Origin of the sequence: Anaerococcus jeddahensis (assembly GCF_001182725.1) — a bacterium.
Lineage (GTDB): Bacteria > Bacillota > Clostridia > Tissierellales > Peptoniphilaceae > Anaerococcus > Anaerococcus jeddahensis.
Map to the genome: position 1 here is coordinate 422,689 of NZ_CWHU01000005.1, position 16,358 is coordinate 439,046.

At 32.6% G+C, this 16,358-nt stretch carries 16 protein-coding genes and 1 pseudogene; 15 read left to right on the top strand and 2 right to left on the bottom strand.

What is annotated here, in order from left to right:
* The first annotated feature begins 2 nt into the window (after positions 1 to 2).
* Both BN2087_RS05115 and BN2087_RS09270 read left to right on the top strand, forming a co-directional pair.
* On the top strand, positions 3 to 359 hold the full coding sequence (locus tag BN2087_RS05115; protein WP_049690778.1) for a hypothetical protein: 357 nt from the start codon (positions 3 to 5) through the stop codon (positions 357 to 359).
* A 17-nt stretch (positions 360 to 376) separates the two neighbouring features.
* Positions 377 to 541 (top strand): hypothetical protein, encoded by a 165-nt coding sequence (locus BN2087_RS09270; RefSeq protein ID WP_004816339.1) that lies wholly within the window; start codon positions 377 to 379, stop codon positions 539 to 541.
* Here the strand turns inward: BN2087_RS09270 and BN2087_RS05120 are convergent.
* On the bottom strand, positions 538 to 867 hold the full coding sequence (locus BN2087_RS05120; protein ID WP_049690779.1) for a type II toxin-antitoxin system RelE family toxin: 330 nt from the start codon (positions 865 to 867) through the stop codon (positions 538 to 540). The genes BN2087_RS09270 and BN2087_RS05120 overlap by 4 nt on opposite strands.
* Positions 864 to 1,187, bottom strand: coding sequence for a type II toxin-antitoxin system Phd/YefM family antitoxin (locus BN2087_RS05125; protein ID WP_019117841.1), 324 nt, complete (start codon positions 1,185 to 1,187; stop codon positions 864 to 866). Before BN2087_RS05125 ends, BN2087_RS05120 begins: the two co-directional genes overlap by 4 nt.
* A gap of 530 nt (positions 1,188 to 1,717) precedes the next feature.
* Between BN2087_RS05125 and BN2087_RS05130 the strand changes: the two genes are divergently transcribed.
* From BN2087_RS05130 to BN2087_RS05185, 13 genes and pseudogenes are all read left to right on the top strand, one after another.
* Positions 1,718 to 4,342, top strand: a complete 2,625-nt coding sequence (locus BN2087_RS05130; protein ID WP_245190839.1) for a phage tail tape measure protein — start codon at positions 1,718 to 1,720, stop codon at positions 4,340 to 4,342.
* Entirely contained in the window at positions 4,342 to 4,704 is a 363-nt protein-coding gene (locus BN2087_RS05135; RefSeq protein WP_049690781.1) for a hypothetical protein, read from the top strand. Before BN2087_RS05130 ends, BN2087_RS05135 begins: the two co-directional genes overlap by 1 nt.
* Positions 4,704 to 6,578, top strand: a complete 1,875-nt coding sequence (locus BN2087_RS05140; RefSeq protein ID WP_049690782.1) for a hypothetical protein — start codon at positions 4,704 to 4,706, stop codon at positions 6,576 to 6,578. Before BN2087_RS05135 ends, BN2087_RS05140 begins: the two co-directional genes overlap by 1 nt.
* A complete protein-coding gene (locus BN2087_RS05145) occupies positions 6,565 to 7,944 on the top strand; it encodes a hypothetical protein (RefSeq protein ID WP_049690783.1) in 1,380 nt (459 codons plus the stop codon). The genes BN2087_RS05140 and BN2087_RS05145 overlap by 14 nt, the downstream gene beginning before the upstream one ends.
* A 1-nt stretch (position 7,945) precedes the next feature.
* Positions 7,946 to 8,347: a phage holin family protein gene (locus BN2087_RS05150; protein ID WP_049690784.1), complete on the top strand. Its 402-nt coding sequence runs from the start codon at positions 7,946 to 7,948 to the stop codon at positions 8,345 to 8,347.
* Positions 8,348 to 9,157: an N-acetylmuramoyl-L-alanine amidase gene (locus BN2087_RS05155; protein WP_049690785.1), complete on the top strand. Its 810-nt coding sequence runs from the start codon at positions 8,348 to 8,350 to the stop codon at positions 9,155 to 9,157.
* A 213-nt stretch (positions 9,158 to 9,370) separates the two neighbouring features.
* A pseudogene (locus tag BN2087_RS09520) lies at positions 9,371 to 9,493 on the top strand (TetR/AcrR family transcriptional regulator); the annotation flags it as partial.
* A 60-nt stretch (positions 9,494 to 9,553) separates the two neighbouring features.
* The gene (locus BN2087_RS05160) at positions 9,554 to 9,952 is read left to right on the top strand and encodes a hypothetical protein (RefSeq protein WP_000184355.1); all 399 of its coding nucleotides are present in this window, start codon (positions 9,554 to 9,556) and stop codon (positions 9,950 to 9,952) included.
* A 171-nt stretch (positions 9,953 to 10,123) separates the two neighbouring features.
* Positions 10,124 to 10,717, top strand: a complete 594-nt coding sequence (locus BN2087_RS05165) for an MptD family putative ECF transporter S component (protein ID WP_049690786.1) — start codon at positions 10,124 to 10,126, stop codon at positions 10,715 to 10,717.
* Positions 10,718 to 11,404 carry an energy-coupling factor transporter transmembrane component T family protein gene (locus tag BN2087_RS05170; RefSeq protein ID WP_000398547.1) on the top strand — a complete coding sequence of 229 codons (687 nt, stop codon included), beginning with the start codon at positions 10,718 to 10,720 and terminating at the stop codon, positions 11,402 to 11,404.
* Between the two features lie 12 nt (positions 11,405 to 11,416).
* Positions 11,417 to 12,832: an ABC transporter ATP-binding protein gene (locus tag BN2087_RS05175; protein WP_049690787.1), complete on the top strand. Its 1,416-nt coding sequence runs from the start codon at positions 11,417 to 11,419 to the stop codon at positions 12,830 to 12,832.
* A 3-nt stretch (positions 12,833 to 12,835) separates the two neighbouring features.
* Positions 12,836 to 14,548: an ABC transporter ATP-binding protein gene (locus BN2087_RS05180; protein ID WP_049690788.1), complete on the top strand. Its 1,713-nt coding sequence runs from the start codon at positions 12,836 to 12,838 to the stop codon at positions 14,546 to 14,548.
* Position 14,549: 1 nt separating this feature from the next.
* The gene (locus tag BN2087_RS05185; protein WP_049690789.1) at positions 14,550 to 16,292 is read left to right on the top strand and encodes an ABC transporter ATP-binding protein; all 1,743 of its coding nucleotides are present in this window, start codon (positions 14,550 to 14,552) and stop codon (positions 16,290 to 16,292) included.
* Positions 16,293 to 16,358: the final 66 nt, after the last annotated feature.

Sequence of the window (16,358 nt, forward strand, 5' to 3'; positions counted from 1 at the left end):
ATATGGCACTAACCAAGAAAATTCAAATCGATGGGAAAGAAGTTGTTTTCCGTGCATCAGCAGCTATCCCAAGAATCTATAGATTAAAGTTTGGTCGAGATATCTTCAAAGACTTAATGGAACTTGAAAAATCCATGAAGAACAATGATGAAGACAAATCTAATCTTGACATAGGTTCACTTGAGTTGTTTGAAAATATAGCCTATGTAATGGCAAAGCATGGAGATAAATCTGTGCCAGATAGTCCTGAAGAATGGTTGGATAATTTCTCAACCTTTTCAATTTACCAAATTCTACCTCAGTTAATTGAGTTATGGGGACTTAACATCAAGTCGGAAGAAGTTCCTAAAAAAAAGTAAGACCAACAGAAAGACCAATGACTACACCCTTGTTTCTATTAAGGGCTGTAGAATTAGGTCTTTCTGTTTCTGATTTATCCCTACTAACAATTGGACTTGTAAATGATATGTTCACAGAAAAGAATAACGATGACTATAAATACAAAGAAGTAGCTACGCAAGAAGACTTCGATAAATTTTAATCCTCAAGCTTAGCTACTCTTTTTTCAGCATCTTTATAGACTTTGGATTCCGCTCTTGCACCGATAATAATGACAAGAACTTCATCATCTGATTTTTCCAATTTATAAACGATCCTAAGACCTGAACTCTTAAGTTTAATTTTCATAAGACCAGCAAGCTTAGAATCAGATAGGTTAGAAAGAGGCTTGCCATAGCCACCTTCGGTATTAGGAAGAGGATTTATTAAGATCCTCTTAAGTGCTTTATCGACAATTTTTCTTTGAGATCCATCTAAGGCTTTATAGTCTTGGATGGCTTCTTTTATAAAGGATAGTTTGTAGTTCATTCGATTTCGTCCTCATCAAGAGGAGAGACTTCATTTAAATCGATATGAAAGGCTTCTTCAAATTCATCTTGAGAAATTAAATCGGATTTATCCATTGATGACATCCTAGTATTGGCAAGCATAAGATCTCTTGCATCTTCGAGCTCATCAATGAGTTTCGTATATTCATCAGGGGAAACAAGAATGCACTCAGGAGTGTTGTTCTTTAATACGACCTTAGAACCGTTCACTTTGACATCATCAAAAATACGTCCGGCTAGGCCTCGATTAAATTCAGAAATGGATACAGTCTTGTTGGATAATTCTTTTACAAAATTCATACTTATCACCTCAAGATAAGTATAGCAGAAATCGATAAAAACATCAATAAAAATACTGATAAATATATCTTTAAAAAGGCGGTGAGATATTGGCAAATAGAATAAAAGGGATAACTGTTGAGATTGGTGGGGATACTACCAAATTACAGACTGCACTAAAACAAGTAAATACTGAAATAAAACATACTCAATCGGAACTGCGTGATGTCAATAAACTTCTAAAACTTGACCCTGGAAATACAGAACTTATCTCCCAAAAGCATAAGCTATTAGGACAGACCTTAGAAGAGACAAAGAATAAATTAACCTCTTTAAAAGAGGCACAAAAACAAGCTGAACAGGCTCTCGCAGAAGGAAAGATTTCCCAAGAACAATATGATGCCCTTAAACGAGAGATTATTGAAACAGAACAAGCCCTTAAATCTCTAGAAAGGCAAGGGGCAACCACAAATCAGACTCTTCAAAACATAGCTATTACTGGAGAAAAATGGCAAAACACAGGGCAAAATATAGAAAACGTGGGAAGAAAAATGATGCCAGTATCTCTTGCAGTAGCAGGTCTTGGAGTAGCAGCTGTAAAGACTGCATCAGATTTTGATTCTGGTATGGCAAAGGTAAAAGCAGTATCTGGTGCAACAGGGTCCGACTTTGACGCTCTGAGAGAAAAGGCTCGTGAAATGGGAGCCAAGACCAAGTTCTCAGCATCTGAAGCGGCAGAAGCTATGAACTATATGGCCATGGCTGGTTGGAAAAGTAAAGATATGATTAGTGGTATTGAAGGAGTCATGAACCTTGCTGCAGCTAGTGGTGAGGATCTAGCTACTACTTCAGATATTGTCACAGATGCCCTTACAGCCTTTGGTTTAAAAGCAGAAGACTCTTCTCATTTTGCTGATGTTCTTGCTGCTGCATCATCTAATGCCAATACCAATGTTTCACTAATGGGTGAGACCTTTAAATATGCTGCACCTATTGCTGGGACACTTGGATATTCAGTTGAAGATACGGCAGTTGCTATTGGTTTAATGGCTAACGCAGGAATTAAAGGTTCACAAGCAGGTACAGCTCTAAGAGCTGGACTAACAAGACTCGCATCACCAACTAAAGAAGTTATGAACGGGATGTCCATGTTAGGCTTATCTATTGAAGATGTACAGGGGCTTTCACTTGATGAGACTCTAAGCACTTTTAGAGTAGCCTTTGCCAATTTAGACGGAACTCAAAAAGCACAAGCAGCATCCATGATATTTGGTAAAAATGCCATGTCTGGAATGTTGGCAATTATAAATGCCAGTGAGAAAGACTACAACAGTTTGAGTGATGCCATATATAACGCAGATGGAACAGCAGAAAAAATGGCTGCTACTATGCAGGATAACCTAGCTGGTCAATTAAAGATCCTACAATCTGCCTTAGAAGAATTAGCTATATCCTTTGGAGAACTTTTAATGCCTGCTGTTAGAAAAGCAGTAGATATATTAACGAAACTGGTAAATGGACTTAATGCACTTCCAGGACCAGTAAAAGGTATTATTGCAGGTATCGCCCTTTTTATAGCTGCTCTTGGTCCAGTTCTTATGATTGTAGGAAAACTTATCTGGTCAATAGGAACTATTATGACCAAAGGACCCCTAATAGTAGGAGGAATTACAAAGATAGTTGGAATCTTTACAGGTACACTTATACCAGCAATCACTGCAGTAGTATCAGCCATTGGTATAGTTCCTATTGCTATTGGTGCAGTAATAGCTGGACTTGTTCTTTTATGGAAGAAATGTGACTGGTTTAGAGAAGGGGTCATCTCCATATGGGAAACTATTAAGGAATCAACTGTTGCCATTTGGAATGGAATAAAAGAATTCTTCGCCAATCTATGGCAAGGAATATCAGAATCTTGGACAAGCACCTGGACTGAAATCACAAGTTTTCTATCGGAATTTTGGACTGGATTTATTGAAGGGGTGAAGACTACTTGGAAAGGTATCAAGGACTTCTTTGCCAACCTATGGAATGGACTTGCTGAAGGATGGAATACTATCTGGACATCTATAACAACTTTTCTAACTGAATCTTGGAATACCTTTATTGAGGGAGCCAAGAGTCTATGGCAAAGTTTAGGAGAATTCTTTACAAGCCTCTGGACGGGAATTCAAACTACTTTTACAAATATATGGACAGCTATTTCAACTACAACTACAGAAGTATTTACAGCAGTTGGTGAGTTTATCAGGATTACTTGGGAAGGTGTTAAGACTTTAATTTCAACAGTTCTTGATGCAATCAAAGTAAAAGTTGAAACCATTTGGAATGGACTAAAAGAGTTTTTAACAACAATCATTACTGCCATTGGAGAATTTATTTCTACATCCTGGACCAATATAAAAACTACAATTGAGACTATCTTGACTTCTATTAAGACAGTCCTTGAATCAATCTGGAATGGGATAAAGACCTTTATCTCATCAACAATGAATAATATTAAATCCTTTGTTTCATCTGGTTGGAATTCCATAAAGTCGACTATTTCATCTGCAGTAAATACCGCGAAGTCAGCCGTATCGTCTGCCTTTAATTCTATGAGATCAAGCATTTCATCGACCATGTCAAATATTCAGTCCACTATTAGAAATGGATTTAATAATGCGGTTAATCATATTAAGAATTTGGCGTCTCAAGCTTATACATGGGGAGCCGATATGATTAACGGAATTGCAAGAGGAATTAGAAGTGCGATTAGCAATGTGACATCTGCTGTATCTAATGTAGCATCAACTATTAGGTCTTACTTGCACTTCTCTGTACCAGATGTTGGCCCACTTACCGACTATGAATCATGGATGCCAGACTTTATGGAAGGTTTATCTAAGGGAATAGAAAAGAGCAGAAGATTGGTCCAATCTTCTATGAAGAATGTAGCAAGCGATATGGTTTTAAATCCAAATATATCAACTGTTAGTATGGGTGGACATGATAAAGAATCAGCTATAAATGGAATTGATATAGGTAGACAAATATCCGATGCACTTGCAAACATCAATTTAAAATCGGAAAATTCTGGAGATATAGTCATACCAGTTTATCTGGGAGGGACTCTTCTCGATGAAGTTATTGTTAATGCATCTATGCGTAAGAATTTAAGGAGTGGAGGTAGGTAATGAAGTATCAGTCATATTTAATTATTGAAGGAATAGACCTACCTCTACCAAACACTTATGATTTGGAGTTTAGAGATATAGAGGCAGATACTGGAGGAGAGACAGAGGCAGGAACTATTCAGAGAGATATTGTTAGAAACAAAGTAGCAAGTATTTCTGTAGGTTTTTCTTGTAGTCCTAAACTTGTGAAGATATTGAGTGGTCTTGCTAACAAGTCTAATCTTAAAGTTAAATTCTTAGATACAGAAACGTTGGAACTAAAAGAGACACAAATGTATATGGACAAGTTTCAAGTCAAATTAATAAAAGATACTTCTTATAAAGGATTGTGGGAAGTATCTTTTTCATTGGAGGAGTATTGATGTATCCAATAAGCAATGAATATAAAACAGTTATAAAAAAGAACTCTCGTAAATTTTACTGGACTGGAAATATCATCTTAAAAGATGAAAATACTATCCCCTTTACCAATAAAGATATTCTTAAAGGGTCTGGGTACATCCATCGTTCCTGCTCTGGATCTTCTGAACTTGAAATAGGGACAGTTTATGCTGGAGAATTTGGAATTAGTCTTTTTTCAGATATTGACAGATATTCTTTAGAGGATTCAAAGCTAGAACTTTTTTACCATCAAGAATTAGAAAATAAAAAGATAGAAACCATACCAATGGGAATATTTGATGTCACTGAAGCAAATAGGTCTAAGAAGATTTTAGAACTAAAAGGCTATGACTATATGCTTAGGTTTGATAAGAACTTCCCAGTAACAGATACCTTTGGTACAGCCTTTGAACTACTAAGTCTTTCATGTGAGAAGTGCAAGGTAGAACTAGGCATGACAGAAGATGAGGTAAAAGCTTTTGTAAATGGAGAGGAAGTTTTGGCAATTTATCAAGACCATGATATAGAAACTTACAGGGACTTTATTCACTATATAGCATCGACCCTTGGTGCTTTTGCTGGGGTCTCTCGTGATGGAAAATTAATTTTAAAGAAGTATGCAGAAAGCATATCAACTGAAATTAAAACGAGAGAAAGATTTTCTTCATCTATATCAGATTTTAAGACAAGATATACAGCCATCAACTCAACAAATGCAAAGACTAAAATAGCTGAATACTACTCTTTAGAAAATGACGATGGCCTAACTATGAATCTTGGAATAAATCCATTGATGCAGTTAGGACTTCCAGAGAAAAGAAAAAGAATGTGTGAGGCTCTTCTTACTGAAATTTGCAAAATTCATCACACACCTTTTGATATGGTAACAATAGGAGACCCAAGTCTTGATGTAGGAGACAGAATAGCTATTTCTTATGAAGAAGAAAAGATTGAAGGACTTATCACTGACATAGAATATAAAATAAATAGCAAGCATAGAATTCTTGGTGTAGGAAAAAATCCCTATTTATCTAAAGCTAAGAGTAAGAATGATAAGAATATAGTAGGACTGTTAAATCAAATTGAATCTGAAAAGTTAGTAGTTCATGCTTACTCAAATTACTCTGCTTTTAATCTTTCCACAACAGACACGCCGATAATTCGTATAGAATTTGCCTCCAATAAAGAAACGGAGGCAATTTTTAATGCATCTATCTTGTTAAATATCATCTGTGATACTGAAGAAAAAACAAGAAAGATATCTAGAAAGGTCAAGAAACAAGTAGAGGTTTTAAATAATGATGGAAAATCCTATAATCCTCCAAAGTTTGAAGAAAAAGAAGAAGTAGAGGAATTAGACTTTATTGAAAATATAGAAATACCAACAAGGCTAGTTATTACCTATGTTTTTAATGATACGAAAATAGAACATCACATTCCAAAAGAAACCTACCTAAGTGGTGATCACATTTTAAATCTTTTTTATCCACTAACTAAACTTCAGGAAAAGACGATGAACAATTTTTCAGTTTTAATACGACTTGAGTCTGGTCAAGCAATGATTGGAAAAGATAATGCTATCGCAGCTATATCTGGTCAGTCTCTTGGTTCTACAGAGGCTTGGGATGGAAAGCTTAAGATTGATGAATCCTGGAAGAGAATAGAACTTAGTCATTCATTTCTGCTTAGGAAATTGAATGCTGAATACAAAGTAGAAAGACAAGTACCAAGACCACTAGTATTTGATGAAAAGGTAGGAAGATTTAAATATCAAGGATTGATGCTAGGAAAATATAAAGAAGAAATAACTACAGAATTTAAAGATAAGGAGGAAGAAGAAAATGCTCAAGGGTAAATCAGTCATTGAACTAACTGATGTGAGGACAAATACGAAGGAGATATATGAAGATGAAAACTTAATAACGAATGCAGTCCCAGATTTATTAAGACTCAATCCTATGGGGTTAATGTACCCTATGGGTGATTCGAGAATTACTCAATATGAAAAAGAAATATTTCCTATAGCAACTAAATGTTATGGTGGGATCCTTTTATTTGAGGATAAATTAGAGGAAGATCCAAATAAAATATTTGCTCCTTCTAATAATCAAATCATAGGCTATGCATCCAATGATGTAAATTCAACGGATGCACCAAGAAGAGGTTCAGCTAATCTTAATGAATCAACCCCTCTTGAAAATGGATACAAGTTTGTCTGGGATTTCTCTACATCACAGGGAAACGGAAGAATCTCTTCATTGGCATTAACACATTATAGAGGAGGGAAACATTTTTATGGAGACACTCATGGTAAAGATCCCTTCCTATTATTAAATAAAATTAGCTTATGGAAAAACAGAGAAGTCTCGGACGCATATAACGGATGTGTTGAAATAGACGTTGAAAACAACACCTTGGTTTCAATATGGCCTTTAGACAACAAATCAATAGAATTAGTAAAACTTAAGGAACCATTTACGAGTATAGGTTTAAATGATCCAATTTACACTAAAGGATATAAAAATGAGGAAAGGATAACAATTGATGTATCAGAATTTTTTAGTAAATTGAGTACTTGGAACGAATGTTGTTTTTATGACGGAGAAGATGGGAATTGGTATGGCTTTGGAACTTACAGAGATAAGCTAATAAGAATAAAAATAAATAAAAATGATTACTCAACGAAAATAGATGAGTGGGCATTAAATGAAATAAGATTAGGTAAATTAGGAAGTTACTATGAAAAAAATAGAAGTTACTGTCATAGATATGTATATAGCTGTATTAAAGATGGCTACCTATATTCGATAAATTCATATAGTGCGGATAAAATCTATAAAATTAATATCAATAATCCTGTAGATATTTCTGTTATAGAATTAGGTAAAGAAGTTAGGACTTCGAAATATGGGGGAGAATACTGTTACCTATATAAGTGGGGAGACTATATATTAGGTTATGAATTTGCAATTGATAAAAAAGACCAAGTCATAGTAAACAGTGTTTCTGATTATAGCGGAGAGGGAATACCAAATTTAATGATGGATCCAAAGACAATCGGGCCATTGGTCATTGGATTTGGAGGTTATGAGGAGAGGTTTTACAAACTTTTATTTCTTCATACTCCATATCTTGGAACAATTAACAACCTATCAAGTCCAATATTAAAAACGGCAGATAAGACAATGAAAATAACATATACCTTAACAGAGGAGGAATAAAATGAATAAGTTTTTAGAAATACTAAAAGTATGTTTTACAGCTATCGGAGGATGGTTGGGATTTTATCTTGGAAGTGTAGATGCTTTTATTTACACACTTCTTGCTTTTGTTATTGCAGACTATTTGACAGGAGTTTTAAGAGCAGGGGTCGAAAGAAAGCTATCCTCATCCATAGGATTTAAAGGGATAGCAAAAAAGATTATGATTTTTATAGTTGTAGGTATCGCAAACCTATGTGATGTAAATTTAATTAAAGGTGATGGGACAATGATAAGAACAGCCATCATATTTTTTTATATAGCAAATGAAGGGCTCTCTATTTTGGAAAACTCTGTAGCACTAGGCTTGCCAGTACCAGAAAAACTAAAGGCGATTTTAAAACAATTCAAGGAGGAAAAATAAATGAGCAACAGTTTATTAGTACAAGCAACAATTCTCTCACCTAACCATAGTGGAAGAAGGAATCAAAAGATTACTAAAATAGCTATCCACCACGCAGCTGGAGTTATAAATGGTAGAAATCTTGCTGGAGTATTTGTGCCAAGGTCAAGACGAGCATCAGCTAACTATAATTTAGGATCTGACGGAGTTATTGTTTTAGGAGTTGATGAAGCCAATAGAGCCTGGACAACCTCATCTTCCTGGTGTGACAACCGAGCAGTCACAATTGAAGTAGGAAACTCTACGAGGGGACCTCAGTGGTTAGTTTCTGATTATGTTTTAAATAGACTAATTGATTTGGCGACAGACATCTGCAGAAGAAATGGAATCTATCCTTGTACCTATACTGGAGGCAAAGATGGTGTCCTTCAAAAACACGAATGGTATAAAAACACTAACTGTCCTGGTCCATATCTTGGCAGCAAGTTCCCATATATAGCAAGTGAAGTAAATAAAAGACTAAGAGGCGATAAGACTGTTAGCAAACCAACAAGTGCACTATATAGAGTTAGAAAATCCTGGTCTGATATAAAAAGCCAGAAAGGTGCATTTAAGAATTTAGAAAATGCCAAAAGATGTGCCGATAGATTTGGATTAAAAGTATTCGATGCAAATGGCAAGATAGTATATCCAGTTGGAAAGACAATCGACCAATTAGCCAGAGAAGTTATAAGTGGAAAATGGGGAAATGGAGAAGAAAGAAAAAGAAGGTTAACTCAAGCTGGATATGATTATAAAGAAGTTCAGAGAAGAGTAAATCAATTAGTTTAATAGTAAATAGATAAAAGCCTGTGCTATTTTTATGGTTCAGGCTTATTTTTTATATTTAAATTAAGGTAAACGATACATAACAAAGTGTGAATATATTTATTTGATAGCGATTATTGACTTCATTAGTTTCTTTATGCTAAAATAAAGTAAACGGTGTTATCTTAATTTGGGAGGTGAAACTTACTGAGAGACAAAGATGTTACAATAAAGAAAATATTAAAAAGTGCAAAAAGCGAGTTTACAGAGCATGGATTCGAAGAGGCTTCTATTCGCACTATTGCTAAAAATGCAGGAATTACACCTGGTGCAATATATAAGCATTTTAAATCTAAAGAAGATATTTTTAAGGTACTTGTAAGTCCTATACTTAATCACTTATACAGAAGAAGTAAAGAATTGACAAATCAAGCGATTGAAGAAATTAAAGTAAATGGTTTACAAGCTTTTGGAGAAAAATCTGATGATAGTAATAGGGAATTATTGGAATTTATTTACCAAAACGATCCTATAGTTAATCTTTTGTTTAACTGTTCTCAGGGTACGGAATTTGAATCAATTCGTCATGATTTAGTGAATCTTGAAGTGCAGGGTGCTAAGAAATTGATCGAGGTTCTTAAAGAAAAAAAGATTGAAGTAAATGATTTGAATGATGATGAACTTCATGTTCTTTATACAATGGCATGTACACCTTTATTTGAGGTAATCACACATAGGTATTCATATAATGAAGCCTTGAATTTTATCGATATGATGGAGGCAGCAATGAATTTTGGTTGGAGGAGGATTATTAAATGAAAACATAATATAAAATTAAAAAATAATAAATTTTGAAATCGGGTTAATCCCGATTTTCTGCGTTTTATGGAAAGTAAACAAAAATAAGAAAAATTTACCAGTAAAGATTATTTTGAATCAATCATATTGTAACTGGTAAATAAATATAAAAATTTAAATGGAGGTATTCAAATGAATGAATCAAAATTAAAAACAAAAGATTTAGTTAACATCGGCATTTTTTCAGTGATTTATATGGCGTTATCCATGGCGGTAATGTTTATTCCTGTGTTTTCTCCGATACTTTGGTTATTATGGCCAGCAATGACAGGCATAATATGTAATTTTATTTACATGTTGTTGGTCTCTAAGGTGCCAAAACCAGGAACGGCTTTACTTTTGATAGCAATTACAGGGATTATATATTTTGCTATAGGAGAATGCACTTTTACAATTGTCATAACTTGCGTTATTGCAGGGGTTTTAGCAGAAATTACTAGAAAAATTTTGGGATATAAAAGTCAAAAAAGCGTAATAGTATCTTCAGGATTGATTTGCATTGGGTTGATTGGCTCACCATTGCCTATGTGGTTGTTCCAAGAATCTTATATGAAGTCTATTATTAAAATGGGAATGAGTCCAGAATATGTAAATAAATTACAAACTTTAATTTCAATTCCAACACTTATCGGGATGATCATTACTGCATTTATTGGAGGAGTCATTGGTGCATATATAGGTAAAACAATGTTCAAAAAACGTTTTGAGAAAGCTGGAATTATGTAAATGGAGGGTATTGTAAGAGGCATTATAAAGCTAAATCCACTAACTGAAATCATTTTTTTGATTTCAGTTAGTATTATTAGCTTTGCAAATAATAGCTTAAAATTAGATTTTTTTATTCTTTTAATTGTTGCTATTATAGCCTTATTTATGGGACTTGTTAAAATATCTTTAAAGGCATTATCTATGTTTGTATTATTACAGGGATTGAAATATTTTGTTTTGCCGATTCTACCAGATGTCATATCAGCACATTTTGGATTATTGGTGATTCATGCTCCTAAGTTAATACCGATTTTTTTAGTTGGTCAAATTCTTGTAAAAACTAATCCTATACGAAATATTATGTATGCCTTAAAAATGATGCATTTTCCAAAAAGCCTAATTATTTCTCTAGCAATAGGCATCAGATATTTTCCATCTTTAAGAGAAGAAAAAATATTAATCTCAGATGCAATAAAAATAAGAGGCGTGACTGGATTTAAAAAGATACAATTAGGACTAATATCATTAATAGTTACAGCTTCTAATACCGCAGATGAATTAGCTCAGGCTATTACAGTAAGAGGGATAGAAAATCCTGCAAGAAAGACTTTTATGGATGATGCAGGATTTAACATTTGGGATCTAATAATTATTCTATTATGCATTCTGATGTTCTTTAATTTAAAGTTCAAGTTATTTTTATAAGAGGTACGAAACATGATTAATATAAATGAAGCTTCATATTCCTATAAGAGAAGCTTAGAAGAACAGTTAAAGAAAATTTCAATAAAGATTAATCAAGGAGAAGTTATCTTATTATGCGGAAAATCTGGTTCTGGGAAAACAACTATAACAAAATTAATCAATGGATTGATTCCTCATTTTTTAGAGGGAAATTTATTAGGAAATATTTTTATAAATGGGATAAACACAAAACAAATGAAGATATATGAAATTTCTGAAAAAGTGGGAACAATTTTTCAAAACCCCAAAACACAGTTTTTTAATTTAGATTCAGATAGTGAACTAACATTTGGATTAGAAAATTTAGGTGAAAACCCTGATAAAATAAAAAGACAAGTTTTTAAAGTGGTACGTGATTTGGGAATTGAAAGATTAAAAAACAGAAATGTTTTTATGATGTCAGGTGGAGAAAAACAATTACTTGCTATTGCATCTATTTATGTTACCAATCCAGATGTATATGTGTTTGATGAACCTTCTGCAAATATTGATGAGTATGGCATTGAAAGAATAAGAGAGATGCTTATAAATCTTAAAGCTCAGGGCAAGACAATTATTATTTCTGAACATAGACTCTATTATTTAATGGATTTAATTGATAGAGCTATTTATTTACAAGACGGAAAAATAAAATATGTTTTTTCAAATGTGGAATTTTCTTCAATTACTGACGAATCACGAAAGAAACTGGGACTTAGAACTTTTGTAAGAAAGAAAAATGATGATTTTACAAATCCTGTCACATTTTGTGAATCTGATGACTTTGTAGTTTCAAATTTAGAATATGAAAATAAGAAACAAAAAATTTTAGATAAGATAAATATTTCCGGAAACAAGGGAGATATTATTGCAATAACTGGTAAAAATGGTCAAGGAAAAACAACATTAATGAGAATTTTATGTGGACTGTTGAAAGAAAACGAAGGAAAAATAAACTATAAAGGAAGTCCCATAAAATATAAAAAACGAAGAGAACTTTGTTATATGGTTATGCAAGATGTAATTCACCAGTTTTTTTCTGAATCTGTAAGAGATGAATTTAGTTTATTTGATTCTAAAATAGATGAAAAGCAAATAGATAATATTCTAGAAAAATTAGATCTTAAAAAATTAGATAATCGTCATCCTATGTGCTTATCAGGAGGTCAAATGCAGAGACTTTCTGTAGCATTGGGGATGTTAATGGATAGAGAAATTATTATTTTGGACGAACCAACGAGTGGACTTGATTATACAAATATGCTCGAAATAAGCAAAGTCATTAAAGAATTTTCAAATAATAAAATTATATTTATTGTTACGCATGATAATGAATTGATTGATAGTACATGTAATAAATTATTGGAGATTTGCGATGGCAGAATAAAAAGATTTTATGAAAGAAGGTAAAAGATGGATATTTTAAAGGGACATAAAAGCAAGATTTTCGCAGCTGTATTCATTGCGATAATAGGAGTAGGATTTGGTGTAATACCTTATTTTTCTGTAGCAGCCATTATTAATAACTTGGTTGCAAAAAATACAAATTTAAATAATTATTATCCATATATTTTTGCTATATTTCTGGGATTTATGGCAAGTATATTATTTCATGAAATATCTACTATTATTTCTCATAATCTTGCCTACAGGATTATTGAAGATAAAAGAAAGTTATTAGCTGACAAATTAAGTAAAATTTCTATGGGAGAAGTTGAAAGAAAAAGCAGCGGACAGTGGTCTCAATTTATGGTGGAAACACTTGATAAAATGGAAAAACCGATTGCTCATGTGATTCCAGAAGTTATTGCTAATATATTCATTCCTATAGTATTGATCATAACAATTTTTATAATGGACTGGAGAATAGGAATTGCAAATTTACTTACAATTCCATTGGGATTATTGTTCTCAATGTTAATGATGCGAGGTTATGAAGAAAAATCTAAAAGATACCAAGAAGCAGCTAAAGCTATGAATACGACAATGGTTGAATATGTAAATGGTATTAAAGTTATAAAAGCATTTAATAAATCAGCATCATCATTTGGGAAATTTAGAAAGACTGTTGAAGAGAATAAGAACGCAATGCTTGATTGGTATTTGAGTGTTTGTTTTTCAATGACAGCAACTATGGAAACTATCCCGTCAACTATGGTATTCGTTTTACCAGCTTCCTTGTATTTCTTTATGAAGGGTAGTGTTGAAGTAGGGACTCTTATCATGTGTATATTGCTATCATATGCTTCATATAAACCATTAATAAAAGCTATGAGTCATATGGAAACAATAGCAAATATAAAAGTTGTATTTGAAGAAATAAAAAAAATAATGGAAATTCCTAACTTAAAAAGAGGAGAAGAAGTAAGAGATATAAAATCTTATGATGTAGAGTTTAAAGATGTTACATTTGCATATGAAGAGTCAAAGAATGTATTAAATAATATTTCGTTTAAAGCAAATGAAAATGAGTTAACTGCAATCGTTGGAAATTCAGGTAGTGGAAAGTCTACTATTACAAAACTAATCGCAGGATTTTGGAATGTTTCTAATGGAGAAATTTTAATTGGAAAAACAAATTTGAACGAATTGCCTTTAAAACAGAATATGGAGCTTGTTAGCTATGTGTCGCAAGAAAACTTTCTTTTTAATAAAACAATATTAGAAAATTTAAAGATGGCGAAGGAAGATGCGAGTATGGATGAAATTAAAGAGGCTTGTGAAAAAGCGAGTTGCTATAATTTTATAAAGGGTCTACCAAATGGATATCAAACTATTGTAGGGAAGGGAGGAGCAAATCTTTCTGGAGGAGAAAAGCAAAGAATTGCAATAGCTAGGTGTTTTTTAAAGAATAGTCCTATTGTACTACTTGATGAAGCAACAGCATATTCTGATCCTGACAATGAATCAGTTATTCAACAGTCTATTGATAAGTTAATTAAAGATAAAACAGTGATTATGGTAGCTCACAGGTTATCTACAATTGTAAATGCAAATAAAATAATTGTGGTGGATAATGGAGAAGTAATTGAAGAAGGTACTCATAAACAATTACTCGAGTTAAATGGGAGATACAAAAAAATGTGGGATGTATATACAGAATCTAAAGAAATCGAGGTGATATAAAGTGAGAGAATTGATAAAAACTTTATATGAGGTGTCAGGGTCATATTCAAATAAAATAACAAAAATGCTCATTTTTGATGTATTTAAGGGAGTATTTGAAGGAGTTTCTTTAGGCGCAATTCTATTATGTTTGACCAAAATTTGTGAAAATATATTTACGAACCAAAGCATTTTAATGAAAGATGTGTATATTGTTTTTATTATTGCAGCTATAAGTTTGGTGGGGAAAATTATATTTGGATATCTGGCTGATAAAAACAAATATATTGCTTCGTACAATTTAGGAGCAGAAAATAGATTATATATTGGTGATCGTTTAAAAAATGTAAACATGGGATATTTCAGCACAAATTCTTTAGGGAATATAGCAGGAGCATTGTCAACTGTTATAGGTGAACTTGAAACAATAGGAGTTTTTATTATTGAGCAAATGCTTGTAGGTACAATACAGACACTAATTATGGTTATTTTCATACTACCTTATGATTTTGCAACAGCTATAATTATATTGTTGACTTTGATTGTTGGAACCTTAGTAAACTTATTCACACAAAAAAGCACAGATCAACTAACAGAGAGATTGTTAGGACTTAAATTGGATTTAAGTGAAAAAATGCTTGAGTATGTAAATGGGATAGGAATAACTAAAGCATTTGGAAAAGATCAAAATACAGTTAAGGAACTAAACGAAAGTATTACAAAAAGTCGCAAAGGTTTCCTTGCTGTAGAAAAAATTTTAGTTCCAACACAGTTTTTATTCTTGTTAGTATTTAAACTTGGTATTTGTGTGATAATTTTTAGTTCTATAATAAGATATTTATCAGGGGATATTGAAGTTACTAAAGCTATTATATTAATTGTTATGAGTTTTGTTGTTTTTTCTGGATTTGAATTAGCAGGAAGTATGCAGAGTATTAAGGGTGTTGCCGTACGAAATCTTAATACTGTTATAAATTTAAGAAATTTGCCTGTAATTGAAGAAGGTGAAATGACAGAAGTAGATAAAGCAGAAATATCAATGAACAATATTTCATTTTCTTATGGAAAAGAAAATCTTTTCAATAATATAAGTATGCTTGTTCCAGATGGGAAAACTACTGCTCTTGTTGGATTTTCAGGAAGTGGTAAAACAACACTTTGCAATTTAATGGCGAGGTTTTGGGATGTAAATTCTGGCGAAGTAAAAGTTGGAAATCTAAATATTAAACAGTACAAGTATGATGAATTGCTTTCAAATTTTAGCTTTGTTTTTCAAGACGTGTATCTTTTTGATGATACCATAAAAAACAATATTAAGTTTGGTAATCCAAATGCAACAGATGAAGAAATGATAGATATTGCCAAAAAAGCTCAGTGCCATGATTTTATTATGAAATTGCCACAAGCTTATGAAACTGTTTTGCAAGAAGGGGGTTCAAATCTATCGGGTGGTGAGCGTCAACGAATTTCTATTGCAAGAGCCATGTTAAAACAGAGTAGGTTTGTAGTTCTTGATGAGGCAACTTCGAGCGTAGATCCAGAAAATGAAAAAGAATTATTGATTGCTTTGAAAAACTTATTAAAAGGCAAAACCGTTATTGTAATTGCACACAAGCTTTCTACTGTAAAAAATGCAGATCAGATAGTTGTTTTAAAAGATGGTGTTATAAAACAAGTAGGAACACATAGTGAACTTGCATCTAAACATGGAATATATAAGGATTTTATTGAAATCAGAAAACAATCTGATAAGTGGAAGATTTAAATTTGAGTAATAGATCAATCTTAATTTTTGACGAACCTACAAGTGGTTTGGATTTTAAGAATATGA